Source organism: Vibrio sp. 1F263, assembly GCF_041439035.1.
GTDB lineage: Bacteria > Pseudomonadota > Gammaproteobacteria > Enterobacterales > Vibrionaceae > Vibrio > Vibrio tasmaniensis_A.
This window is the reverse complement of record NZ_JBGONI010000003.1, coordinates 152,842-179,418: the sequence shown is the minus strand read 5'-3', so window position 1 is coordinate 179,418 and position 26,577 is coordinate 152,842. Positions and strand designations below refer to the sequence as shown.

The 26,577-nt window shown below is 43.7% G+C and carries 22 protein-coding genes; 12 read left to right on the top strand and 10 right to left on the bottom strand.

Features of this window, described 5'->3' with window-relative positions:
* Positions 1-208: 208 nt before the first annotated feature.
* A complete protein-coding gene (locus ACED25_RS03305; RefSeq protein WP_012600312.1) occupies positions 209-1,288 on the bottom strand; it encodes a hybrid-cluster NAD(P)-dependent oxidoreductase in 1,080 nt (359 codons plus the stop codon).
* Between the two features lie 112 nt (positions 1,289-1,400).
* Complete coding sequence (gene hcp / locus ACED25_RS03300; protein ID WP_108193692.1) at positions 1,401-3,062, bottom strand: hydroxylamine reductase; 1,662 nt, start codon at positions 3,060-3,062, stop codon at positions 1,401-1,403.
* A gap of 276 nt (positions 3,063-3,338) precedes the next feature.
* On the opposite strand from hcp, the gene ACED25_RS03295 reads away from it, so the two are divergent.
* Entirely contained in the window at positions 3,339-3,569 is a 231-nt protein-coding gene (locus tag ACED25_RS03295; RefSeq protein ID WP_009845683.1) for a hypothetical protein, read from the top strand.
* Positions 3,570-3,622: 53 nt separating this feature from the next.
* The gene (locus ACED25_RS03290; RefSeq protein ID WP_108193693.1) at positions 3,623-4,786 is read left to right on the top strand and encodes a carboxylesterase; all 1,164 of its coding nucleotides are present in this window, start codon (positions 3,623-3,625) and stop codon (positions 4,784-4,786) included.
* Between the two features lie 109 nt (positions 4,787-4,895).
* Here ACED25_RS03290 and ACED25_RS03285 read toward each other — a convergent pair whose 3' ends face one another.
* The 3 genes from ACED25_RS03285 to ACED25_RS03275 all read right to left on the bottom strand — a co-directional run bounded on the left by ACED25_RS03285 (position 4,896) and on the right by ACED25_RS03275 (position 7,113).
* The gene (locus tag ACED25_RS03285; protein ID WP_061017544.1) at positions 4,896-5,510 is read right to left on the bottom strand and encodes a LysE family translocator; all 615 of its coding nucleotides are present in this window, start codon (positions 5,508-5,510) and stop codon (positions 4,896-4,898) included.
* Between the two features lie 100 nt (positions 5,511-5,610).
* A complete protein-coding gene (locus tag ACED25_RS03280) occupies positions 5,611-6,558 on the bottom strand; it encodes a LysR family transcriptional regulator (RefSeq protein WP_017100954.1) in 948 nt (315 codons plus the stop codon).
* A 93-nt stretch (positions 6,559-6,651) separates the two neighbouring features.
* Positions 6,652-7,113 (bottom strand): Lrp/AsnC family transcriptional regulator, encoded by a 462-nt coding sequence (locus ACED25_RS03275; protein WP_017097037.1) that lies wholly within the window; start codon positions 7,111-7,113, stop codon positions 6,652-6,654.
* A 243-nt stretch (positions 7,114-7,356) separates the two neighbouring features.
* On the opposite strand from ACED25_RS03275, the gene yjeH reads away from it, so the two are divergent.
* Positions 7,357-8,628 (top strand): L-methionine/branched-chain amino acid transporter, encoded by a 1,272-nt coding sequence (gene yjeH, locus ACED25_RS03270; RefSeq protein WP_108193694.1) that lies wholly within the window; start codon positions 7,357-7,359, stop codon positions 8,626-8,628.
* Between the two features lie 46 nt (positions 8,629-8,674).
* On the opposite strand, the gene ACED25_RS03265 is transcribed toward yjeH, so the two are convergent.
* Entirely contained in the window at positions 8,675-10,132 is a 1,458-nt protein-coding gene (locus tag ACED25_RS03265) for a PLP-dependent aminotransferase family protein (protein ID WP_009845689.1), read from the bottom strand.
* A gap of 90 nt (positions 10,133-10,222) precedes the next feature.
* On the opposite strand from ACED25_RS03265, the gene ACED25_RS03260 reads away from it, so the two are divergent.
* On the top strand, positions 10,223-10,882 hold the full coding sequence (locus ACED25_RS03260) for a pyridoxamine 5'-phosphate oxidase family protein (RefSeq protein ID WP_017097040.1): 660 nt from the start codon (positions 10,223-10,225) through the stop codon (positions 10,880-10,882).
* Positions 10,883-10,965: 83 nt separating this feature from the next.
* Complete coding sequence (locus tag ACED25_RS03255) at positions 10,966-11,868, top strand: urea transporter (protein ID WP_108193696.1); 903 nt, start codon at positions 10,966-10,968, stop codon at positions 11,866-11,868.
* 6 nt (positions 11,869-11,874) lie between these two features.
* Here the strand turns inward: ACED25_RS03255 and ACED25_RS03250 are convergent, their stop codons facing one another.
* The gene (locus ACED25_RS03250) at positions 11,875-12,882 is read right to left on the bottom strand and encodes an AraC family transcriptional regulator (RefSeq protein ID WP_017097042.1); all 1,008 of its coding nucleotides are present in this window, start codon (positions 12,880-12,882) and stop codon (positions 11,875-11,877) included.
* Positions 12,883-13,016: 134 nt separating this feature from the next.
* On the opposite strand from ACED25_RS03250, the gene ACED25_RS03245 reads away from it, so the two are divergent.
* The 6 genes from ACED25_RS03245 to ACED25_RS03220 all read left to right on the top strand — a co-directional run bounded on the left by ACED25_RS03245 (position 13,017) and on the right by ACED25_RS03220 (position 19,855).
* A complete protein-coding gene (locus tag ACED25_RS03245) occupies positions 13,017-13,367 on the top strand; it encodes a hypothetical protein (protein WP_012600300.1) in 351 nt (116 codons plus the stop codon).
* The gene (locus ACED25_RS03240) at positions 13,361-14,584 is read left to right on the top strand and encodes an HlyD family secretion protein (RefSeq protein WP_017100960.1); all 1,224 of its coding nucleotides are present in this window, start codon (positions 13,361-13,363) and stop codon (positions 14,582-14,584) included. Before ACED25_RS03245 ends, ACED25_RS03240 begins: the two co-directional genes overlap by 7 nt.
* A gap of 753 nt (positions 14,585-15,337) precedes the next feature.
* Positions 15,338-16,576 carry a cytosine permease gene (codB, locus tag ACED25_RS03235; protein WP_032499239.1) on the top strand — a complete coding sequence of 413 codons (1,239 nt, stop codon included), beginning with the start codon at positions 15,338-15,340 and terminating at the stop codon, positions 16,574-16,576.
* Between the two features lie 9 nt (positions 16,577-16,585).
* Positions 16,586-17,863 (top strand): cytosine deaminase, encoded by a 1,278-nt coding sequence (locus ACED25_RS03230; protein ID WP_371694612.1) that lies wholly within the window; start codon positions 16,586-16,588, stop codon positions 17,861-17,863.
* Between the two features lie 361 nt (positions 17,864-18,224).
* The gene (locus ACED25_RS03225; protein WP_004730009.1) at positions 18,225-18,437 is read left to right on the top strand and encodes a cold-shock protein; all 213 of its coding nucleotides are present in this window, start codon (positions 18,225-18,227) and stop codon (positions 18,435-18,437) included.
* A 401-nt stretch (positions 18,438-18,838) separates the two neighbouring features.
* Complete coding sequence (locus tag ACED25_RS03220) at positions 18,839-19,855, top strand: GGDEF domain-containing protein (RefSeq protein WP_009845697.1); 1,017 nt, start codon at positions 18,839-18,841, stop codon at positions 19,853-19,855.
* Positions 19,856-20,127: 272 nt separating this feature from the next.
* On the opposite strand, the gene ACED25_RS03215 is transcribed toward ACED25_RS03220, so the two are convergent.
* A complete protein-coding gene (locus ACED25_RS03215; RefSeq protein ID WP_102249384.1) occupies positions 20,128-20,730 on the bottom strand; it encodes a malate synthase in 603 nt (200 codons plus the stop codon).
* A 170-nt stretch (positions 20,731-20,900) separates the two neighbouring features.
* On the opposite strand from ACED25_RS03215, the gene ACED25_RS03210 reads away from it, so the two are divergent.
* Positions 20,901-22,433 (top strand): DUF3612 domain-containing protein, encoded by a 1,533-nt coding sequence (locus tag ACED25_RS03210; RefSeq protein WP_017097047.1) that lies wholly within the window; start codon positions 20,901-20,903, stop codon positions 22,431-22,433.
* A 914-nt stretch (positions 22,434-23,347) separates the two neighbouring features.
* On the opposite strand, the gene ACED25_RS03205 is transcribed toward ACED25_RS03210, so the two are convergent.
* Together ACED25_RS03205 and ACED25_RS03200 are read right to left on the bottom strand one after the other, a co-directional pair.
* Positions 23,348-24,919 (bottom strand): DEAD/DEAH box helicase, encoded by a 1,572-nt coding sequence (locus ACED25_RS03205; protein WP_371694611.1) that lies wholly within the window; start codon positions 24,917-24,919, stop codon positions 23,348-23,350.
* A gap of 164 nt (positions 24,920-25,083) precedes the next feature.
* A complete protein-coding gene (locus tag ACED25_RS03200; protein ID WP_371694610.1) occupies positions 25,084-26,439 on the bottom strand; it encodes a diguanylate cyclase in 1,356 nt (451 codons plus the stop codon).
* Between the last annotated feature and the right edge of the window lie 138 nt (positions 26,440-26,577).

Sequence of the window (26,577 nt, the reverse complement as noted above, 5' to 3'; positions counted from 1 at the left end):
TCCACAACATAATAATTATATCTGCGAAGTCTATTATGGGCTTCGCAACCCTTCTTGTTTTACTCCCCCGTATAAACAGGAAGGTTGCCACTTAGATCTGCTCTCTCTATCTGATCTAAGTGGCCTTTTTACATCTGTTACTTTAATTTTGGTCTCTATTATGCCAACTTTGTTTTTACCGTTCTAACAAAGCTCGACTTCACATCTGCTACAGCTCAACCTCAACATCTGACTGAATCGTACTCGAACACGCAAGGACATAACCTTGCTCAATCTGTTCTGGCGTCAATGTTTCTTGGCTGCTTGATTCCACTGAACCTTTGGTTACTTTGCACTTGCAAGAACCACAAATCCCACTGCGACAAGCAATAATAATCGGAACTCCAGCTTTCTCTAATGAATCAGCCAGTGGTGTACCCGCTTCCGCTTCTACTTCTGCGCCAAATGCAGGAACAAACACCTTAACGGCACCATTTGAATCTGCAGACGCTTCCGCTTGTGACTCTTCTGAAGCTGTATTGCTATTGGCTAGTGAATCCGTGTTTGGGTTCGCTGGCGTGAAACTTTCTTGATAGAAATTTTCCATGTTGAATTCTAGTTCTTTCAGGTAGCTTTCTATGTTTTGCATAAAGCCAACTGGGCCGCACAGATAAACAGTTCGGTCTAAAATATCTGGGCTTAGTTTTACTAACCAATTCTTATCTAATCGACCTTGAGGAGCTAATGTTCCTTCACTGTCTTTTAGCAGCAATTTAAGATTGAAGTTGCTGTGCGCATCATCTAATTGATGCAGTTCTTGAAAGTAAATGGTCTCACGCTTATTGCGTGCCATGTGGACGAAGTCGATCTCAATATCACTGCCTTGAGCCAACCAATATTTTGCCATCGCCATCACCGGTGTAATACCGCAACCTGCACTCACTAGCGTCACTTTTTTCGTCGCTGTTGGCATACAATCAATACAGTTAAACGCGCCAGCAGGCTTCAATACAGAAACCTCATCACCTTCATCAAGCTCATCAACAATAAAGTTCGAAACCAAGCCACCTTCCACACGTTTCACCGTGAGCTTCAGGCGATTATCTTCAGGACAAGAAGCCACAGAATAGGCGCGATAATCTGTTTTCGTCGGCATATCTAAACCCAGAGTAATGAATTGCCCAGGCTTAAAATTGAAATGTAAGTCTTGTGGAATACTGCCAAGCTCAAAGCTGACCGTATCTGGCGTCTCGTGCCATTTCTTTAAACACACTAAATTGATTGAATCGCTATCCGACCATGCATACATAGTTCACGCACCTTACTGATGATTAAATGACTAAAGATTTAAATCTAAAAAGCCCCGGAGCTGTTTGTTTTATTAAAAACGTCACAACAACGAGGCTTCAGGTTGGCTTAAATTAAGCCGCTAAGATTGTTTTAAGATCTTGTTCTGGCGTTGAAATAGAACGCATATCGAACTCGTCTTGCATAATCTTAAGTAGGTTTTCAGTTAGGAACGCAGGTGCTGTAGGGCCTGTGTAGATACCTTTCACACCTAGAGCGAACAGAGTAAGCAAGATAACGATCGCTTTTTGCTCGAACCAAGATAGAACCAGCGTTAACGGAAGTTCGTTGATACCACAATCAAACTCTTGAGACAGTGCGATAGCAAGCTGAATCGCAGAGTAAGCATCGTTACATTGGCCAACATCTAACAGACGTGGGATACCGTTAATGTCGCCGAATTGGTTTTTGTTGAAACGGAATTTACCACATGCCAATGTCAGGATTACTGAATCTTCTGGCGCTTGAGCTGTGAAGTCTGTGTAGTAGCTACGTTCAGATTTGTCACCGTCACAACCACCCACTAGGAAGAAGTGTTTGATGTTGCCTTCTTTCACTTGCTCGATAACCGCTGGAGCGGCTTCCATCAGTGCGTTACGACCAAAACCGACAGTGATCATTTGCTCGATCTCGTCGTGTTTGAAACCTTCTTGCGCCAGTGCACAGTCGATTACTGCGCTGAAATCGTCGCCTTCAAGGTGATCAACACCCGGCCAGCCCACGATGCTGCGTGTAAATAGACGGTCTGCGTAAGAACCTACATCAGGGTTAAGTAGGCAGTTTGATGTCATTACAATTGCGCCTGGGAAGTTAGCGAATTCTTTTTGCTGGTTCTGCCAAGCGCTGCCGTAGTTACCCGCAAGGTGTGGGTACTTGTTTAGCTCTGGGTAACCGTGTGCTGGTAGCATCTCACCGTTAGTGTAAACGTTGATGCCCTTGCCTTCAGTTTGTTGAAGAATCTTTTCTAGATCATGTAAGTCGTGACCAGAAACAAGAATACAGTGACCTTTTTTAGTCTTCACATTCACGGTTGTTGGTTGAGGGTGACCAAAGGTATCTGTCTCGCCTTTGTCTAGCATTTCCATTACTTTGTAGTTCATCAAGCCAATCTGCATTGATGTATCAAGTAACTGTTTTAGATCGGATGGATCTGTACCTAGGGACGCCATGATTTCATGGTATTCAGCAAAAATAGCGTCATCAGTTTGACCAAGAACACGAGCGTGCTCCATGTAGGCTGCCGCACCTTTTAAGCCGTATAGGCAAAGAAGACGAAGACCAATCACATCTTCGTGTTGAGAATCGTGACCACGGTTTACAGCAGCTTGAGGCGCAAGTGCCAATAGCTCTGAAGAATCTGTTGGAAGATCGAACTGTGCTGCTGCAGAAAGCTCTGGAATTTCAAAACCAATCAATGTTGCTGCTGCACGAACTTTTTGCTCTAAACGCTGCTTGAATTCATGAGACTGTTGTGCGAATTCGATAATACGAGCAGGGTCGAAGTTAACGTTAGTCAGTGTTGCGAAGAACGCTTTTGGCGCCCACTCATCAACTTCTGTATCAATAACATCGCAAGCGCGACCTAAGCTTGCCCAAAAAGAAACGCCTTGAAGAGAATGCACCAACACGTCTTGAAGGTCGGATACTTCCGAGGTTTTTCCACACATGCCTTGTGCGAAAGAACAGCCTTTTACGGTTGGGGTTTGAATTGTTTGTTCACATTGAATACAGAACATATAAGGGGCTCCAGTAATTTTTTATTAGCTGTAAGTACTTTGCTTACAGTGACTTATTCCAACCCCTATAGAGCATCAAGCGTGCCAACTTTTAAGTTATTGATTTTATGGAACTTACTGTTATTCCATAATTTTAGTGCGTGATTATGACTACATATAAACTCTCAATCCACACACACCTGTGTCATAGTGACTCTCTGATATTTATTAACGGTGTTCATGTTTCGTTCAGAATGGAAGCGATATAGTAACAACATAGAGAAAAGAGGAATGAATATGAAAAATATATTAGTTACGATTGTTGCGTTGTTTACTGGCCTATTGGCGTTATTCACGAGCTTGATTCTTGCTATTCCTTTAGCTATTGCAGCTTTAATCACTGGCAAGCGCATTCAGAATCAAATGAAAAAACAGGGTTTCGCAGCTCACATGAACACACGTCAATCATCTACCAGTGATGCCGGTGTTATTGAAGGTGAATACGAAGACCTTTCAAGCAGAAAGTAATCTAAACTTCAGTTTCAGACATAGTAGAAGAACAACAGAGACAACATCAAAAAATGCATAGAAATACCATTCTAACGCTGCTCGCCTTAACGACTTTAAGTCTCGTTGGTTGTTCCAACGAGACAACGATACCTGCTTACGAAACATCTCCAAACTTGCCTGAATATCAGCAAGACAGCTTTGATGCCTACGTCAATGAAACTCAAGATTGGTTATTGAAAAACCGTGTATTCATGACCAAAGACAAGCAGCTAGAGATTCGACTCAATTCACCCACCGAATACAAACCTGCGGCACCTAACGGTAAGGCAGTTTTATTGGTACATGGTTTAGGTGATTCTCCGTACTCATTTAAAGACATCGCAACGCACTTAGCAGAACAAGGCTACCTAGTGAGAACGGTATTGCTACCGGGCCACGGCAGTCGTGTCGGTGACTTAATGCAACCAAGCTTAGAAGATTGGCAAGGTGTTGTAGCTCATCATACGAAGCTATTGGAGCAAGAGTATGATTCTGTGTGGCTTGGCGGTTATTCAACAGGTGCGAACCTTGTGACTTCACAGGCGATGAACGATCCTAAGATCTCTGGGTTACTGTTGTTCTCTCCTGCATTTCAACCGAGCTCTTCTGCAGTTCAATATGCGGAGCTAGCAAGCTATTTTGTCACTTGGGCGGATCAAGATCCTGAAGACAATGTACTTCGCTATAACTCACTGCCAATGAATGGTGCTTCGGTTTACTACCAAACCTCAGAAGTGGTTCGTGAGGGCCTTCAAGACAAACACTTTGATAAGCCCGTGTTTATTATGATGAGTGAAGGCGACAGTGTCATTGATACCCACTTCGTTCAGCAGGCATTTACGGAATCCATGCCAAACCCAAATAACGTGTTGATTTGGCAAGGGGAAACCACACTTGACGATCCTCGCGCTGTTCAATACAGCATGAAGATCCCAGAGCAACGTATCTCGAACGGCTCTCACATGGGCTTACTGTTCTCGCCAAGCAATCCTTACTACGGGATCAATGGTAGCGAGAAGATCTGCTCCAATGGTCAAGAGGAAGGTTTTGAAGCACAGTGCAACGCGACAAGTGCAGTGTGGTACTCAGCGTGGGGATATCGTGAAGAAGGTAAAAACCATGCTCGTTTGACCTACAACCCGTACTTTTCAGATTCCATGGAAAAGCTCGATGCGGTGCTGAATTCAGAAGGCTAACAAGCTCAAGACTGTCGAAGCCAATCCATAGAAGTCAAAAAGGCTCACTAGATAACGTCTAGTGAGCCTTTTTAATGGATATCGTTTCTTTCCAGTATATGGACTATCGCTATATCGTCCACACCACACGCACAGCAAGCAGGATTAAAACCACGCCAGACAATCGATCGATCAACTGCGCTTTTGCTCGAATGCGCTCTACGATCAATGGGCTAGAGAGCACCAGAGTAATAAAGGTATACCAAAGGCCATCAACAATCAGTGGCGTTGAGACAATAATCACTTGATTGCTCAGTTCGTTACCTAACGCCACAAATTGGCTAAATAGAGCGATAAAGAACAGAGCGATCTTAGGGCTCAAGATAGAGATCAAGAAAGCCTCGCGAGCAGACTGCATGTAGCTCATCTGTTCACCCGCTTCCAATTTCGCAGCAACTCCACCTTTTGAGCGCAACGCGTTTACACCGAGATAGAGCAGATACGCAGCACCCGCTAAACTGATCCCTTTGAACAACATTGGTGATTGCTCAAGTAACACCGCTAAACCGACAATGGTTGCGAACGCGTAAATACCTATGCCCGCAGCGTGTGACCAAGCTGCGATAAGTCCGTTCATACGGCCACCAGCCAAACTGTGCTTAGCGATCATCGCCAAGCTTGGGCCCGGAGACATTGCACCCAACAAGCAGATAGCTAATAAAGAAAACCAAATTGTTACTGTCATCATTCCATTCCTAGTAAAACAAAGCGTTCCAGCTGAACACTCTACAATTAATACTCAATACTTAGCGCTTACAATAAGCCGCAGTAGGTATTATTTGAAATCAAAGATTATCATCACTGGTATGATTTGAAATCATACTTATATTGTAACTCGACTTTTGGATGGCTTTAAACGCTTTCTCTCGAGCCCATTTATGGGCAGAGTCGTTATCATACTTAGGATGCCACATCAGCCAATAGGTATGCATTTCTGTCTCAAACGGCAGCGAAAAGTAAGCGACATCGAGATGTCGACCCAAGTTATAAGCAATATGCTCCGGCACAATCATCAAGTAGTCGTCTTGCATTAACACGTTTCCCGCCGATGAAAAGAACGGTACCTGCAACGCGATTCTGCGTTTATGTCCCTGTTTCTTTAACGCAATATCCGAATAACTGTCTTTATCTCCCCCACCCGTGACTTTGATATGTGAGTAACTCACGATGTCTTCCGAGCTTATGGCTGATTGCTTAGCCAACGGATGAGAGGCTCTCATCAAACACACGGACTTATCTTCTCCAAGCTTGATACTTGAGACATGATCCGGCTTTTTGGGGAACATACTCGACGCCAAGTGAATACCTGATTCATTGAGCGTTTCAAGGAAGTTAGGCTGCCATAGACGATAAGCCAAGTTGATATGGGGCGCGTCCTTCGACACCTCGGACACAATAATGGGCAAGATATACTGAGCAACATAATCACTCGAAGCCAACACCAATTCACCTTGCCAATCTTGTGGATCAAATGGCTTGTCATCTAAGAGGTGGTCAAACTCGCCCAGCAAGTCATCGAGCTTGCCTTTAAGCAACAAAGCACGGTTGGTTGGAACCAGTTTGTTCCCATCGCGAACCAGAAGAGGATCACCACATAGATCTCTAAGCTGAGCCAGTTGACGGCTCACAGCCGACTGCGTGATGTGCAGACGCTGAGCTGTTCGACTGACATGGCACTCTTCAAGAAGCACATGCAGCGACCGCAGTAAATTTAAATTGATATTACCTAACATCAGCAACCTTAGAGCGAATAAAAATAGAGTGAGTAACAATAAGTTGAGTAAGTACGGACAAATGACGACACGGTGAAGGTAAGCGGTATTAACTCAAGACATATTAAAAGACGAAGTTTGCTTGTTGAAGAATTCAGTTAAGACAGTATGAGTCATAAGATGTCGAAGTTCAGGATAGCCTTGCAGCTGGTCGCGAATTTGGTTCAAACGCTCCATGCTTTCAACTTCAACATAAAGCATCATGTCGGTCTCACCGCTGATAGAGTGACACCACTGCACACCGTTAATGGCGTAGATATTTTTAGCGTAAGACTCACAATTATGGTTACTGCTCGACATGTCAAACTTCAAAGAGATATAAGCGCCAACGTTCTTCGGTAAATCAGGCTCGGTCACCTGTGCACAATATCCTGTAATGATCTTATCGTTTTCCAGCTTCTTGATTCTGGCGTTCACTGCAGAGCGAGACAGGCTGACATCTCTGGCGATATCGCTCACTGAGCATCGAGCGTTAGTTTTTAGAATATCTAAAATTTGGCGATCAAATTTATCCATGCTTCTGATTCTTTCCATTTATTGTTCTATTTATACCTCCTAATTTGACACAACTTTCTTACTTATAACAGCCATTATGACAGCCGACACTTTCACGCTTAATCAAATTAATACCGTTAAATTGACGGTGTCTTAAGACGTTTCGCTAGCTGTATTATTGATGTCGACAATGTATGCTTTCAATCTCAGCCTCACAAGACTGCACCATAAAACCGATATCAAAGCCAATAGCAAGGACAGCGAATGACGCAACTCAAACAAGAAATCACGCTTATTTCAGGAATTGGACAACTTTCTACGACCTTGCTTGGCACAGGATTGTTTATGATCCCAGCTATCGCGGCAGGCATTGCAGGGCAGTTATCGCTACTAGCATGGTTAATCCTGTTTATCGCCATTTGCCCGATTGCACTAACCTTCGCTGCATTAGGGAAACGCTACCCCAATGCAGGAGGCACGGCCTATTTTGTGCGCCAAGCATTCAGCGAGCGATTAGAAACCAGTGTAGCTTGGTTGTTTGTGAGTGTTATTCCTGTCGGTATTCCAGCGGCGATTGCATTGGCAGGAGGCTTTGCTCAACAACTGTTACCAGCACCACTCGACACACCATTAGGTGCTCAATCCTTTACCATCGCTCTGCTTATTGCCGTCAATTTGATGGGCAGTAAGTCTTCAGGCCGCTTGCAAACCGTGATTGCCTTGTCGATTTTTGCTTTAGTCAGCGCTTTTGTCTGGAAAGCCGACATCACAGCAGCTGACATCGCAGTTCCGACTATGACATCCGATTCAATGTGGTCTATTGGTGCAGCACTGGCGGTTATGTTTTGGTGCTTTGTAGGAATCGAAGCCTTTGCTCACATGGGAGAGGAATTTAAGAATCCACAACGTGACTTCCCCATCGCCATCATTACCGGGTGTTTCGTCGCAGGTTTGGTGTACTGGGCTTGTTCAGTGGTTATTATCAAGCTAGGCGCTTATGGTTCGCCGGAATTTGATGCTGCCTCTATCCCGTGGGTGACAGAGCAACTGTTTGGCAATGGCTTTAAAACCGTCATCAGTGTACTTGGCTTCTTTGCTTGTTTTGCTAGCCTAAACCTTTACACCCAAAGCTTGTCTCGCATGATTTGGGCTCAAGCTCGCCAACACACTCCGACCAATAAAATGGCGCAGCTCAACAGCCGTGGCGTACCACTTTATCCAACCTTAGCAATCGGCTTTATTGCGCTTATTTCGTGTGTAATCGGCGAGCTGTCTAATTTGGATCTCGAATTCTTTCTTAAACTCGCCAATGGTATTTTTGTTCTAGTTTATCTGCTTGCGATGTTAGCGGCCTGCCGATTACTGACTGGCGCATCGAGATACATCGCCATGCTCTCACTAGTGATCTGTACCTTGGTGTTTATCTGCCTAAGTTGGTCGATGCTCTATGCTGTGTCTGTTTTTGTGACATTGTCACTACCTTGGCGCAAGTGGCTAGGTAAAAGTAAACCCACCGTCTCTATCGACAAGTTGTAACTCGATTAGTGATGAATCAGAAAATTGTAAACAAGCCCTACCAATATTACTGATAAAAAAGCCGAGCGATCTGTTTGATCTTCGGCTTTATGTCAGCCAGTCGGATATTACCAAACCCCAGCACTGCACCACTCCAATCACGAGCATCACTTGATCCATATTCATAAAAGTCAAAAGGACGAATGATGATATTTTCAAACTCTGCTCTACGGCTCCACTCATGTTCAGATATCCCTTGATACCACTTCACTGTCACATGTAGCCCAGCAGCCTGACTGATCACTTCAAGATCGCCATGAAACTCACTTTTAATCGCTTCTATCATCGCTTCATGCTTGAGTTTGTATGAACGACGCATCTTTCTAATATGGCGCAATAAATCGCCTTCACGTACAAAGTCCGCCAGCGCTTCTTGTGTATGTGAGGCCGTGTCTCCAGTGAGCGCATCTTTAATCTCAAGACACTTCGCCACCAGACTTTCTGGCACCACCAAATAACCTAGTCGCAAGCCATTGAACATCACCTTACTCAGGGATCCGACATAGATGATGCGATCATCGAACCCTAACTTTCCCGCTAACCCTTGCATGCTGGTATAAGGGCGATGAGCAAACTGAAACTCACTGTCGTAGTCATCTTCAATAATCCACGACTGATGTTGATTGGCCCAATCGATCAGTTTAAGTCGTTGCTCGGTATTCAAGGTCGTGCCCATTGGGTATTGGTTACTCGGCGTGACATACAGAGCCTTGGCGTTACTGGACAGCACTTTTTCAATATCTAACCCAACCTTTTCACGCACACTCACACCGTCTAGCTCTAGCCTCAACAGATCGATGATTTTATGCACTTGTCGATAGCCGGGCTCTTCCACAAGGATTTTGTCCCCCATAGCTAACGTCGCCATCAAACCAATTGAGATGGCTTGCTGCGCACCTGCGGTGATGATGATTCTATCGGTACTGCAGTGAACCGAGCGACTACTCGCAAGATACCCGCTCAATGCTTCCCTCAAGGCCAAGCTTCCCTGAACCTCTTGATTGCCCGCAATGTTCTGACGTGTAGAGTGACGTTGCAGCAGCCTCTGCCATTTCGCAAAAGGGAACGCATCTAAGTCAGGAACTCCGGGGGCAAAGCTGCGGTTAATGTCGTTAGGTGTCGCTATGTTTGCAGCCGGTTTACTGACTGTTTGTTTAACCTTCGGATCCTGAACACTGTTTGGCTGAGACAAACTTAGAAAGTGCTCTGGTTGTTCAACCGAGACATAAAACCCTGAGCCTTGCTTACTCTCGATATAGCCTTCGGTGACCAGTTGTTCGTACGCATAAATCACCGTATTTCGACTTACCGACAGTTCTACGGCCAACTTACGCGTTGAGGGTAACTTACTGCCCTTACTCCATAAATCTTGAACAATCTTTTCTCTGATCGCATGAAACAAGGCGGTTTGACGCGTGTCATGTTGCTCGTCTAACTGTAGGTCACCGACATCAATAGGCTGCATAACTGGATCCAAATAGTGTTTAAAAGTGGCTCTATTTAATAGACCAGTTAATCGCTACATTAATCAAAAGGCAATGATTAAGGAGCGATTATGTTATCTAGCACGAAAAGAACCACGATTAAAAAAGGGGCTCACAAAGCCGTATTTGAACAAGAGAAACTGCACCAAATTATTGATGAGAGCTTAATCGCACACATTGCATTGCAGGGTGAACAAGGGCCAATGGTTATCCCGATGCTCGCGTGGCGAGTGGATGATATGGTCTACATTCATGGGGCTAAAAACAGTCGCTTACTAAAAGGGTTAAAAAAGGGAGAGCCCACCTGTTTAACGTTCACTTTGTTCGATGGTTGGGTATTGGCCCGTTCGGCATTTCATCACAGCGCGCATTATCGTTCTGCTGTGGTATTAGGATCATTTTCAGTCATCGATGACAATCAAGAAAAGGATCGCTTGTTGAATATTTTTATTGAGCAAATCGCGCCGGGCAGAACCGATGAAGTCAGGCTCAGTAATGAGAAAGAGCTCACCGCCACCGAGCTATTGGCGATCCCTTTAACAGAAGCCTCCGTGAAGATAGGTAAACATGGAGTGAATGATGATAAAGCTGATATGGATATCCCGGTATGGGCTGGCGTATTACCTTATCGAACGGTCGTTGGGCCATTAGAAACCGTTCCAGAGCAAGAAGGCATCATTGAAACACCAGATTACCAACAAGCCTATGGTGAGCGCTGGTATCAGAATTGATACGCAAAGATGGTCAACTTAATAAAATTGCATACAATCTGAGCTACAAAAGATTCAACATAGCAAAAGAATGTAGTCAGACGATGAGAACGAATAAGGATATTCTACCATTTGAAGGCTTGCTCAATGGCATTGGGCAAGTCTATTTCACTCCGTCGGTCATGACGTCGTTTCTGCTATTGTTTGCCATTTCTATTGAGTCACTTGCGCTGGCTTTTCTTACCTTGCTTGGCGCCAGTTTCAGCTACGGATTTGCCTTACTGACCAATAAACCGTCTCATGATATTGAGAATGGCATGTATGCGCTAAATGGCGCACTGATTGCTTTGTTCATCGGGAATTTTTTTGAAGTCAATGGGTGGCTGATTATAGTAGTAGCCCTCGGCTCGCTGATAACCGTACCCATCGCCAAGATCGTGTTTAGCTTTAAGAAGTATCACGGTTACACTAGTGCCTTTATCCTCACCAGTTGGCTGATTTATGCTATCCAATCAGCCTTGGATCTATCGGCATTTTCTCCATCCAACTCCGCATTGATACCCATCATCAGTCTTGAGGTAGACTCGTGGTTCAGCTTACCAACAGCGGTGCTCCCGTTATTGAAAGGGATCAGCCAAGTCAGCTTTATCGATAATGCACTATCGGGTCTAGTCATCTTGGTTGCCATCGCACTCAACAATATCAAGCATGCGCTATGGGTAGTACTCACAGTGTTAATCAGCACTGTTTTTAGCCACATGATTGGCGCTTCTGGCGCGCTAATTGAGCAAGGTCTTTACGGGTACAACGCCACTCTTGCCACTCTAGCACTTGTGCTCTATCCGCGAATTCCTTGGCCGTTAATCCTATTAGGCATGCTGTTGAGCTGTCTCATCACACTTGGTTTTCATGAACGGTCACTGCTACCACTGACCGCGCCTTTTGTCCTTAGCACTTGGATAATCGTTTACCTATCCACTCATTTTAAAAAGCTAGATGAAGACTAATGATGATCAGTATTGACTATCAAAACGCTCAATATACTGCTTAGGCGTCAAACCTCGATGTTTCTTAAACATCCGATTAAAGCTCGCGACGTTGGTATAACCTAACCTCTTCGAGACCTCTTCCACTGGCACTGAATACATCAGTAGCTCTACCGCCACGTTGCTTAACGCATACCCCATAATGGTAGAAAAATTGATGCCCGATTTATGCAAACGGCGTTGAAACTGCTGCTCAGAGAGCCCTAATAAACTGGAAACCTTGTGAAGGGTTGGTAAACCAAAGTGGCGACTGTAGTTGATCATCTCATAGGTGACCTTATGTTCATCACCAGCATCTGGCATGTTTAGATAGTTATCCAAGTCATGAAAGTTCATCGCCAGATTTGCTTTACTGTTCGATAGTGATTGATTGATGGATAACCTCGATTCACTCGGGATCCAAACCTCTGTGCGAGGCTGTCCCCATTGAATCGTACAGCCGAAATATTCATGGTAGAGGTCAACATTCTCTCGACGACCGGCTATTGAAACCGCGACGGGTTTAAAGTCATCACCCAAATATCGACGTAAAATCTTCATAATGAAAACCGCGACTCTTATTGAGTCATGCACTTTACCCGTTTCTGAGTAAGCAGGATTGTCGTAGCACCATTTAATCATTGTCCCTACCTGTGCACCGTATAAGAACGCACCAGACTGTAAACAGTGCAGGCCGATGTTCACTCGGCGGATCGTAGAAGCAAGATCATGTCCAGAAAAAAACCAGTTGGTTAACGGGCCTAATTTTTCAATATCCACCCGGTCAGACAGTTTCAGAATAATATCTGGATCATTAGTTTGCTGTTCAAGAAACCCATACCATTTATCGACTTCATTGACCGGAATAAGATTCATTGAGTTAGTAAACACAGACTTCGGAATACCTAAACGCTCCGTATTAACCACAGGGTTTGTGACAGCGTGTTGATAAATACCCAAAATCCCTAACGCTCTTAAGAAGTTACAATTGTTCATTAGTCGCTAACCCTTAGAAAGGAGATCATAGATCAAATCATATAATTGCCATTATCGAAGTAATTAGTAAATTTACAACCTGTAAATCCAACTTCCATCACACTCGGCGTTCAAATTTTACTTAGGGTTGATCAATGAGTTTACTAAGTGTCCCATTTGTTGGAACAGGCGCAGACACCGCATTACACGTCGTAGCTGGCGTTGTGTTGGTCGCAACAATCGCAGCTGCATGTTACGGCTTTTGGCGTGTTCATGAATTACCAATCAATAAAGCCCACAGTAAAGAGCATCACCAGCTCGGTTTAATCACAGCTTTAACTTGGATTGGCTTCATATGGCACTGGGTATGGGTACTTGCCGTCATTTTAGCGTTTGTTGATATGGAAAAAGCCATAATAAACCTGAGAGACACATGGAAAGCACCTGCGGAACCAACAGAACAACAAGTTAAGAATGATCAAGATGGGGAGAGCCAAACATGTTAGAAGGCTTAGCTCTGTGGGCACTGTTCATCTATCTACTTAGGCTTATTGGTATGCCATGGAATAAGGGCACCAAAGCATTTTCTTATCTAGGTGGTACATCATGGTTATTGTTTGTTTGGGTTGGACTCATTAACTACACGCCGATGGATCTCTCTGGAGGTTCAGTCGTTCAATCACCACACATTCAGCTACGTCCAGATTCAACCAATGTGTCAGGCAAAACAACCAAGGTTCACATTAGACCGAACCAAGACGTGATTGAAGGTCAGCTCATTTACGAAATTGATGACACCAAATATGTTATTGCGAGAGATAAGGCTAGCGTGCAACTTGAATCGGCGAACGTTGCTTTAGATACCGCTCGCCAAGAAGTGAGCATCGCTAAAGTAAGCTATCAGTCAGCGCTTGAAGATATCAAAGCCTCTGTCGCTCAGATAGAATCAGCAAAAACAGATCTTGTTCTGCAATCTAAAACACTTGACCGTTACCAAAAGCAAAACAAAGTGGTAGAACATACGATTACTGAGACTGACATCGACCAACAAACGGCAAAGGTAGACTTGGCAACGTATAACGTCACCACGTTGGAATCTCAACTGAGTAAGAAAGAAGTTGATGCTGAGAACGCGAAGTTAAACATCCACAAGGCAGAAACCAACGTCAGTAAGAAACAAACTGAGGTAGATTCGGCAAAAGCAACATTGGCTCAAGCTCAATGGGATTTGAACAGTACCAAAGTAACGGCGCCGACTGACGGCTTTGTAACTAATTTCATTCTTCGTGAAGGACAGCGAGTATCAATGATGCCTCGTATCCAAATGTACACTGAAGAAAAATACGTGTTAATGCGAGTGAATCACCAAGCTATTCGTAACGTAAAAGTGGGCCAGCCTGCTGAGTTTGCAACGGCGGTATACCCAGGCAAGATATTCTCCGCAACCGTAGAAGGCATTGTTGAAGCGACGGGTGAAGCACAAGCTAGCCTATTAGGTATTGATGAACAAGTTCGTGTCACCACAGGTCGAAATCTTCAGAACAAGCACCACTTTGTCCGCTTAAAAATTGACGAGGCGGAAGGTTACGATATTCCAGTCGGCTCTGTAGGGTTAGCTTGGGTAAGCGGTGAGAAGCCTATCAGCTTTATGGCGTTCCTAGACGTAATACGCGGGATCATCATTAGAATGAAGTCCCAGTTATACTTCTTCTACTCGATCTAATACTTGTTTTAGATAAAACGATACAAAGCCCGTGAGATCTGAGATCGCACGGGCTTTTTATCTATTTTACCGTTAGTTGCAGACAGAGCAGCAAAAATCAAAAACTAAGCAGTATTCAGTATTCAGTATTCAGTATTCAGTATTCAGTATTCAGTATTCACTTTTATCGTTTATTCCTTAATGACAAGCAATACAAATCGCAAAATGCAATTGCAAAACGCAACTGCCAACTTCCAAAATGCAAGCAAACCGTTTAAATACGCACCAAATTGCTATAAAACACCCATTTTACGTTGCTTTAAAAGTTGGCACACTAACTGCAATGTACATATTGACCCTTCTTAAGCCGAGGGTCACCTAGCCAACTGACGTTGTTAGTGAACCTTTCTTGTTCACGATATATATAGGCCAATTGCGAGTATTGCGATTGGCCATTTTTTTGCCTGCAATTTAAGAAACATCGCCCATCCAATATACAGACACCCATTCATAGTCATAATCGCTAGCATTCATAGTGAAGTTCAATTCTGGCTCATCACCTACGCCATAGAAAACGTTTTCTAATTATTTTTTAAGAATAAATATGAAAAGTAACCTTATGTTTTAAATGTCTATTTTTAACATAACCGCCTTAATAGATGGCTTATTGATAAAACTAGCATTGACTATGTTATTTATATCACGATAATGCGCACGTTTGCCTGCAATACGGCGACCATTAATTTTAATTTTGAACAATTGCGGAGGTAAAAAATGGCTGCGGATAATAACTACAGTCTTGGGCCAGTTCCAACATCGGCTAGGAAAGGAGTTGCTTCACTCACCATGGTAATGCTTGGACTCACTTTCTTCTCTGCAAGTATGTGGACAGGTGGTTCACTCGGGACAGGTCTTTCTTTCAACGATTTCTTCCTCGCCGTTCTCATCGGTAACCTAATTCTTGGTATTTACACTTCTTTTCTTGGCTACATCGGCTCATCTACTGGCCTCTCTACTCATCTCCTTGCTCGTTTCTCTTTTGGTACTAAAGGCTCATGGCTTCCTTCTGCTCTACTTGGTGGTACACAAGTCGGCTGGTTTGGTGTAGGCGTTGCCATGTTCGCAATTCCGGTACAGAAAGCCACAGGCATTGATACCAACACCTTGATTATTGTGTCAGGCCTTTTGATGACAGGTACGGTGTACTTCGGTATTAAAGCGCTAATGGTGCTTTCAGCAATTGCGGTGCCCGCGATTGCAATTTTGGGTGGTTACTCAGTACTAACAGCCGTAGACAGTGTTGGTGGACTAGAGCAACTGCAGCTGATTAAGCCAGAGACGCCAATGGACTTCTCAATGGCACTAGCAATGGTTGTAGGTTCGTTTGTAAGTGCAGGTACGTTGACTGCCGATTTCGTTCGCTTCGGTAAAAAGCCAGCAAGCGCCGTGTTAATTACAATGGTCGCGTTCTTCATCGGTAACTCGCTGATGTTTATCTTCGGCGCAGCAGGCGCAGCAGCAACCGGTCAGGCTGATATTTCAGATGTGATGATCGCGCAAGGTCTACTGCTTCCAGCCATCATCGTGCTTGGCTTGAATATCTGGACAACCAATGAAAATGCACTTTATGCGTCAGGTCTGGGTTTATCTAACATCACAGGTCGCTCAAGTACTACAATGTCTATCATTAACGGCATTATCGGTACGATTTTCGCGCTTTGGTTATACAACAACTTCGTTGGTTGGTTAACCTTCCTTTCGCTGGCGATTCCACCCATTGGTGGCGTAATCATCGCCGACTTCTTCGCGAACCGTAAACGTTACAAAGATTTTGCAAATGCAGAGTTCCAAACCGTTAACTGGGCTGGCATTATCGCGGTAGCAACAGGCGTAGCCGCTGGTCACTTCCTACCTGGCATCGTTCCTTTGAATGCCGTGTTTGGTGGTGCAATCAGTTACCTCGTGCTAAATCCTCTATTGAACAAAAAAGCTCTGAAATCTCAGGCCGCTTAAGGACACACTATGACAACCTTATTAATCAAGAACGCGAAACTTCAAGACCAAGAGGGCTTGAAACAGATTCTGATTGAAAATGGTCAATTTTCTCGCATTCTCGATAATGACGCTCAAATCACTCATCAAGGTGACATCCTTGATGCTGAAGGTGGCATTGCAGTTTCTCCTTTCTGTGAACCGCACATCCACCTAGATACTACGCAAACGGCTGGAGAACCTAACTGGAACATCTCTGGTACTTTGTTTGAAGGTATTGAGCGTTGGGCTGAGCGTAAAGAATTGTTATCAATCGAAGACGTAAAGTCTCGTGCCAAGCAAACACTGAAATGGCAGATAGCTAACGGGGTTCAACACGTGCGTACACACGTTGATGTGTCAGACCCAACGTTAGTGGCGTTAAGAGCGATGGTTGAAGTCCGCGAAGAGATGAAAGAGTGGGTCGACATCCAAATCGTTGCATTCCCTCAAGAAGGCATTATTTCATACCCCAACGGCAAAGAGTTGCTTGAAGAAGCTGTGAAGATCGGTGCTGACGTTATCGGTGCTATCCCTCACTTTGAATTCACTCGTGAATACGGCGTTGAATCTCTGCATTACGTGTTCGAGCTTGCACGCAAGTACGACTGCCTGATCGACGTTCACTGTGATGAGATTGACGATGAACAATCTCGCTTTGTTGAAACGCTGGCAGCCCTTGCGCACAAATTCGAAATGGGTGAGAAGGTAACGGCAAGCCATACCACAGCGATGGGGTCTTATAACGGTGCTTACGCATCTCGCTTGTTCCGTCTATTGAAGATGTCTGGTATTAACTTCGTGGCTAACCCGTTAGTGAATATTCACTTACAGGGTCGCTTCGACGACTACCCGAAACGTCGTGGCGTAACGCGTGTTAAAGAGATGCTCGCAGCAAATATCAATGTGTGTTTCGGCCACGATGATGTGTTTGACCCATGGTACCCACTAGGTACAGCGAATATGCTTCAAGTTCTGCACATGGGACTGCACGTAACGCAAGTGATGGGCTACGACCAAATCAACACCTCACTTGATTTAATCAGCAAGAACTCAGCACGCACACTGCATATCCAAGACAACTACGGCATTGAAGAAGGTAAGCCAGGAAGCTTACTAATTCTTCCTGCAGATAACGGTTTTGATGCAGTACGTCGCCAAGTGCCAGTGCAGTACTCGATTCGCCACGGAAAAATAATCGCAGAGACTCAACCAGCTAAGACTAAAATTAATTTAGATAAGACTGAAGATATCAACTTCAAACGATAATATCGTCTATACTAACGAAGAAAAGGAGGCTTAGGCTTCCTTTTTACTTTGTCATGGCGTGTAACTTTATAAACCTATCAGCTGTTGTAGGTAGTTTTTGTTAACGAGCGCAACATGACAAAAAAACTCGCTGATTTATCAATCAATGAGTGTACAACCCGAAAGACTGTGTTAACATGCACTCGCTCTGTTAGCCGGAGTTATTTAAGTTAGATGAATAGTAAAAAATGACATGTAAAATCGTTACCCGTTTTTGTAAGTAGTTTTTCCTTATTTCTTAGCAATATTAAATAATTCAATTATCAGCGCATTGCAGTAATGCAATCAACAATTTAGAAAATTTATGAATAAGGGACAAATTATGTCTAACACAAATACTGGCACTGTAAAATGGTTTAACGAAGAGAAAGGTTTCGGTTTCATTTCTCAAGACAACGGCGGCGCTGACGTATTCGTACACTTCCGTGCTATCGCTTCTGAAGGTTTCAAAACTCTGAAAGAAGGCCAAAAGGTTTCTTTCGAAGTTGAAAACGGTCAAAAAGGCCTACAAGCAGCAAACGTTGTTGCTCAATAATTAGCTTTTAGCTAAAAAGAATTTTAAAGCGCTGATTTTTATCGGCGCTTTTTTATGCCTGAAATAAAACTTCCACTGAGTTACTACCTCTTCCACACTCACCCGTATTACCCATTTTTCGGCAGAGTGTTTGAACAAGCTTGGCTAACCCATTATTGACCGCGATTGGTATTGCAGCCAACCCTTACCAACAGCCGCCCCCCCCAACCGGACCTCTCCTCTTTGGTCAAATAACACCCTATTTATTATTCGATATAAATATGCAATCGATTTCCATAATGAAAATGAGTTGTTTACCCAATCCTCATCCATTAATTATATAATTTTTAAAGCAAAGATCGGTAAAATCCGCTAATCTTGGTCGCAGTGGCTTAGTTAGTTTGGTATCTGCAGTAAAAATCATGAAAAAAGACGAATTTCAAAAATCCACCGCAAATCTAAAAAAAGCGGTGCCTCTTATGATGAAGAACCGGGTGTCTACTACACCTGCAAATTATGCACTTTGGTACACCTATGTTGACAATGCTATCCCACAGCTGACTAAAGACATGGATGGTATCTTGGAATACTATGGCATTTGTCCTCCAGCCGTTGGTGAGCAGCTTTACAATAATTATGTTGCTAGCAAGTCTGAAACGAATATCAATGACCTCCGCGCTAATTTAGAGTTGTTGGTCTCGGAAGTTTCGAATTCGATGAATGACACACTGACCGATACCTCTGCTTTTTCTGAGATGATTGATAAAAGCTTCGAGGATTTGGCCCGCGTTGACAATGAAAGTTTATCGATCGATGAAGTCATGTCTTTAGTTCGTCAGTTAGTTTCTGAATCTCGTCATATTCGTCACTCTACTCAATTTTTAAATTCTCAGTTGAATTCTGCAACATCAGAAATCACTAAGCTAAAATCTCAGCTGGTAGAAGTGCAGAAAGATGCACTCTTTGACAGCACAACGACACTCTATAACCGTCGCTCTTTCGACCGTGATATAGAAACCTTGTGTGAAGCGAAACAACCTCTGTGTTTAATTCTTCTCGATATCGATCATTTTAAAAACTTCAACGACACTTATGGCCACCTATTTGGTGACATGGTTCTTAAAGGCATTGCGCGCAAATTGAAACAAATGTGCCGTGAAGGTATTTCTGCTTACCGATTTGGTGGTGAAGAGTTCGCGATAATCGTGCCAAACAAATCATTACGCATTGCACGTCAGCTTGCAGACACCAACCGCCGCTCTCTAGAAAAGCTATCGATTAAAGATCGTCGTAGCGGGCAACAGGTAGGTAGCATCACCGCATCGTTTGGTGTTGCTGAGCTTGAACCCGGTGAATCGGCACAATCACTGATCGAACGCGCTGATAAGCTACTTTACGAAGCGAAGTCACTTGGTCGAAATAGAGTGATGCCGCTGTAGTCTGCAATCATCTAAACAAATTTACAGTTAAACGACGTACTAACTAAACCCTGATTTCTAGGCTCTAGGCTCTAGGCTCTAGGCTCTAGGCACAAAAATAGACTCGCAATTAACACCGAAAGCAAAAAGCCCCAATCAATAACCAGTAGGTTAATCGTTGGGGCTTTGTCGTTTATTCATAGTCGTCAGTGTTTAATGCTAAATACATTCAGAGTGTTTAACACTACACTGGTTCTACATCTTTCATAAATGCCAAAGATGTAGCTGTGACATTAAAGGGCGTAGCAATAATTAAGACAGTAATCTTCACCGCTCTTAGCTCGGAACTCTTTGTCTTCGCTGCATGCTTTTGGTTTACCCTTCTCATCACCTTGAACTAAGCTGATCCAGTGACGTATTGCTGTAGTGATGCCTTGACGCTCAGTATTCGTTTGTACCACTTCCATTGGTGACTGGCCAAAAGTAGTGCATGACTCTAACTGAATATCGTCGATATCGACCAATTCAATACACCCCGTCCCTTTATGACAACCAAACATCACTTCTAAATGGCTTCCACTGCTATCTCGGAACAAGATTGAGTCTGGGTCACACTTCTCACCCATGTAAGCTACAAACTGCTTAGGATGCTTTAGACCGCTGTGTTGGCCATCTTTGAAATAAGCCATGATATGGCGGTAATCAACTACGTAGCTCGTTACATCTTGATGTGAGCCGTTCTCTAATGGGAACAATCTGTCTAGCAGTTGCTTCGCTTTGAGTTGCTTCTCAGTTTGCTGTTTGGCACTGATAGTCTCCACGGCAAAGACAGCTTCAGCGATAAATGGTTTTGTTTGTTTTTGGATTTCTGTTTTATCGAATGTAAGCATATTCATAGTCTTTCCCTCTTGACTAACCCGGTGAACATTCACCGATTTTTATAGCAAAAACGTGTCCTAGAGCAATTATTCCAAACTAACGTTTAACTTATTTGTCATTTTGTGAATTGCTTAGTTTGTAGACTAACGCTTTTTTGCCTACAATTTCACAACAAAAATTTTACAATGTGAATTTTACAAATATGGCCTTGTCAAAAAGTTTAGTTCGTCAGTCTCATTTCCTAGGTACGAAAATACGTAACCTAAGAAAACGTAACCATTTAACGATGGAAGATCTGTCTGCGCGTTGTATTAGAATCAACCCAGAATACGCACCTTCCGTTTCTTACCTTTCAATGATTGAACGTGGAAAGCGCGTCCCAAGCATCGATATGCTAGAAGTAATCGCGCAGGTCTTTCAGAAGAACCCAACCTGGTTCCTTGACGACGAATCTGAACAACAAGCCATTGCTCCTGATAAAGGGAATCGTGGTGGGATAAGTGGCATGGCACTCGAGCCTAGCTTTCTTTTCTCCAACGACATCCTGCAAATTGCAATTCCAGAGATGCTATCTCAAACGGGGATCTCAGGCCGCCAGTTTGCACACCTCTTAATTCGAGCACACCAAGAAAGCAATCAGAACCACTTCCCTGACCTTGAGCGCGCAGCGGAAGAAGTTGGCTTAAAACGTCTTAACCTCAGCGTAGAAGACCTTATAGACATCGCTAGAAGCCTAGGAATTAACATCCGTTGGGTAACACGCACACCGAAAGACGTTGTTGATGAACTCGGAATTAATGCCAAACAGCTAGTCACTTCGTTCTTTGAACCTCCTAGCACAATCTTCTTAAACGAAATCCTGAAAGAGTACCCCACTCGTCTGAAATACGATTTATCGGTCTATATTGGCCATTGTATTCTGCACAGCAAAGAAGGCTTAAAGAGTGTGTTGTCGGTCGGCAACAACAACACATGGGACGACAACCAGGTTTCAGGCTCTTCGCAACTTAACTCTCAAGATATTCTTCAAGCATGGCGAGACTTTGAATCTAGCTTCTTTGCTGGCGCACTTCTTTGCCCGAAAGTTCCATTTAGACAGTTGCTTGACCGCACTGGTTACGAAATCGACGTTCACAAAAGAGCGGGGGTTTCCCCCTCTGTTGCTATGCGTCGAATGACGGTAGTATCGCCCTACCCTCACTGGCACTACTTTGATGCTTATGGGCCAGGGAAACTCAAGGCGGTGTACCGCGGTAACGGGATTCCACTGCCTTGGGGAAATATGAGAACTGTTGCCGACCCATGTCAACATTGGGCTGTGTTCCGTCGATTGTCAGAACCTCGCGCAGGGAGTTCGGCTCAAATATCTATTTTAAATGTGGGTGATGAACCAAGAATCTACTGCTGTGAATCCATCAATATGACGGATCCTGCAGGTAACAATCGCGTATTGTGTGCTGGCATAGACCTTAACCCTGCAATTGATGCACAAGGCGGTAATTCAAGAGACATTGCAGAGCAACTTAAAGCGTCATGCGTTAACAATGGTGGCTCAGTGGTAATCCCGCGTAACATCAAGAAAGATCTCACGACAATAGCCAAGATTCTAAATATAAATTGGATTGAACGTGGGATTGAGACAGAGGCTAGGCTTATCTGCTCCCGAGGTGGAGAATGCCCGCGCCAACCAAGCTGTTACTCAAAGTGTGGTGAGTGTTAGCGCAAGAATGGTATGAGCATGATTAGTAAATTGTCGTGCTCTGCTTGTTTTGCTTGAGCTAACTGCACTTAATAATAAGTGTAGTAATAACAATTAATAAAAAGTAATACCAACAAGTAGAACTCAAAATTCAGGCAAAAAAAAACCAATCACAAAAGGGTGATTGGTCATATATTTTGTGTGAACAATATGGGTTCACTAACAACGTCAGTTGGCTAGGTGACCCTCGGCTTAAGAAGGGTCACTATTACTAATGCACTATACGTGCCAACTTTAAATATACGTATTTACTACGCATCTGAACACGTATTCGCCATAAATGCTTGTTTGTTTTGCAAACTGAAATTGCAAATTGCAAAACCCAACAAATCGCTAGTGATTATGTTGTTATTAATAGATCATTAAAGATTAATTTCTCTTCCTATAAATACCTACTTTTCAATAAATTCGATAGCTTCAACTCTGAAGAAACCTCTTCTTGTTTGCTTAGGGCGTGTTGATCTTTCGAGCTGATTTTTGCAGCGAGTTGCTGGGTATTTATACAAGGCAGAGGTTTCGATGTGTAGCTAGCCTACATGAGAAGCCGATAACGTAGTAGAAATGACCAGCAAACGCTGCCCAAAGGGTTCAGCTAAAAGCGTTTTACTCTTTGTTGAGGGAGATTTGCTTAGAATGACTAGGCGACTTCCCCCTCGCCGCGATTAAAACACTTTTAGCTCGAACAAAATTTAACCGCAAAAGGTCAACACGCCCTAATTACACCCATAAAAAAACGCGAACATTGAAATTCAATATTCGCGCTTGTTCGAGTTCGATAGCAGGAAGTCGTCAATGAACGAGACCCCTCCTACGAAGCGATCTCGTTACATAATCTTTGCAAAGCTATGCTCAACGTTCTGTCTACCAAAGAGCTACTATTTCTGAGATGCAGGCTTAGAACGGCTTCTAGATGGTGAAGGTTTGTTACCTGTAGGCTTGTTACCTGCTGACTTGTTAGACGGTTTGCTCGAACCATTACTTCCACCGAAACCAGACTTTTTGGGTTTACCTGCACCACCTGGCTTGCCAGAACTATTCGTAGAAGGCTTATTACCGCGCTTATAGTTGCTGCCATTATTTCTTAAAGACTTATCATCACCAGCAGCTGCAGAGTTGCTGTCTGAAGCTTTGTTGCCTGAGTTAGGCTTACGCTTTGGAGCAGATCCATTACCTGCTACATGACGCTTGTTCTTGCCTGCTGGCTTATGGCCGCGAGCATTCTCACCAGAACGTTGGCCATCCGAGTGTTCGCGTGTCTTTTTCGGTTTCTTAGGCTTAATCGGACGCGAATCCAAGCGAGATTCTGGTAACTTGTTTACGGGTGTAAAACCTTCCAGTTCACGACGCTCCAGTACTTGTTGAATAAGGCGTTCAATACCGAATAGCTCACCCACTTCATCAGCACAAACCAATGAAATTGCTTTACCAACTTCACCAGCACGGCCAGTACGACCAATACGGTGAACGTAATCTTCTGATACGTTTGGAAGGTCGAAGTTAACCACTTGAGGAAGTTGTGGGATATCAATACCACGAGCAGCGATATCGGTCGCTACGAGTACTCGTACCTTACCGGTTTTAAAGTTCTCTAAGGCTTTAGTACGCGCGCCTTGGCTCTTGTTACCATGGATAGGAGCAGAAGTGATGTCTTGCTCTTCAAGGAAACGAGCAAGCTTGTTTGCACCGTGTTTTGTTTTGCTGAACACCAACACTTGTCGCCAATCATTATCTTTGATCAGCTTAGCTAGCATTGGCGCTTTTTTCTTTTTATCTACTGGATAAATACTTTGTTCAACAGTTGGTGCTGTTGAGTTTGCAGGGCTTACCGAGATTTCAACTGGGTTATTTACTAAGCCTTTAGCCAAGCTACGAATATCATCAGAGAACGTTGCAGAGAACAGTAAGTTTTGACGCTTCTTCGGTAGGAAAGCCAAGATCTTACGGATGTCGCGGATGAAACCCATGTCTAACATGCGATCAGCTTCATCTAATACTAGAATCTCTAGCTGATCAAAACGCACTGCATTTTGGTTGTATAGGTCAAGTAGACGACCCGGTGTTGCCACCAACACATCACTGCCTTTACGAAGTTTTTGCATCTGAGGGTTAATTTTCACGCCACCAAACACGACCGTAGAAGTAAGCGGTAAGTTAATACCGTATTTAACTACGCTGCCATTCACTTGCGCAGCAAGTTCACGGGTCGGTGTTAGCACTAGTGCACGAACTTGGTTCTGACGTACGCGAGGGCCTTTTGATAACATTTCAAGAATAGGTAGCGTGAAGCCAGCAGTTTTACCTGTACCTGTTTGAGCAGCGGCCATTACATCTTTGCCCGTTAGGACAGCTGGTACGGCTTTCTCTTGGATTGGTGATGGCTTATCGTAACCTTGTGCTTCAATAGCTTTAAGGATCGGTTCAGAAAGGCCAAGGGAGGTAAAACTCATAGATTATTTTCTCAGTTGAATAACATTTAGTATGAGCAACGCGCAGAAAGAAGTCGTTGCTACAGCTTTCGCTCATCAATAGGATTGATAAAGAGCAAAGCGCGGTATTCTGAGGCTTTTCCCCACATTCAGCAACTAAATTCTAATAACAGATCCAATCCAACCTATAAAATTTGTCGTTTCTGTTCGTACATTTTTTCATCAGCTGCTTTGAGTAGTGCATCGACATCACTGTAGTTATTGCTATGAATTACCCAACCAACGCTAATTCGAAGATAAATCGAGTGCGTATCATAAACAACAGGTGTGCTACATATCGCTCTTCGAAGTTTAGCTACAATCGAAGAGACATGTTGATCATCAATGATGCGTGGTAACAAAACTAAGAACTCATCACCACCGATTCTCGCAACGATATCTGAACCACGTAACTCGCTCTTAATGCGATTAGCACACTCAATAAGCACCTGATCGCCAGCCGCATGCCCAAAAGTATCATTGATCGCTTTAAAGCCATCAAGATCGATATTTACCACAGCAAAGGTTCTTGCTCTCTGCTTTTGGGTGACTTTGAACGCCTGCTTTAGGCTGTACATAAAGTATCGACGATTAGGTAACATGGTGAGTTCATCATGCATAGAGCGGCTATCTGCAATTCGGTACAGGCGATAAATAGTAAAGAAGGCAAACGCCAGCACTACCATTATGGAGTAACCCACCAGCCTTACCGCTTGAATTCGATACCAAGGTTCATCCATCAATACATGTTCGTTACCAGAAAGAGCAAGGTACCAACCACCATGTGGGAAACTCACCTGTTCAGTGGCAAACGCATTGTCGAACACACCTTGAGTGCCATAAAAGACTGCACCATCTTTACCTGAACTGTTTGCACCACGAATCGCGAGTTCATACTTGTTCTCGATCTTGCCGATTCCGACATCTTCAAACAGCTCATCTAAACTAATAACGGCACTGGATACACCCCAATAGTCTTCGTTAAAAGGCGGGTCTCGAAAGATCGGAGTGCGCGTAATGAGGGCTTGCCCGCCTTGAAACAACTCAAAAGGGCCGGCAATAAAGGTGTTGCCAAGATTACGGGCTATCTCAACAGACTCCCATTGGTCTGGATAATCACGATAATTAATACCGAGAATCTGCTCATTGCCTTCCATAGGGTAAACAAAGTTTAGAATGTCGTCTTTGGCTAGCCCAATAAGACGAATATGGAAACCATCTTTAATAATACTTTCAGCAATCTTGTCCCAATTTTTCACCTCACCATCAGGGTTTATGGTCACTAAGGTCGAAAAATTATTGAGGATATACATATCTGACACGATCGCGGCTTCGATTCGAGAACGAATGATCGATAGCTGCTTTTTTGCCTCAGAGTAGGATTCATCTTTCAGGTAGGATAACTCTTTAGAGTGAAAAAACTCGATAGCACTCATTACCACTAAAAAAAACAGTAAAGATAATAATTTGGCAGGCCATTGCTTGCTAGAACCACTTGGCATTCAGACCCCCTAAACCTTTTTGTTCTTAAATTTGCTCATATCAGACTAACTCTTTAAGTATGCCGTTAAGCTATTTAAATACATACACTTAGCCTAGTGCTCATTTCATTATTGAGTCATTCATCACTTAAAGTCCAT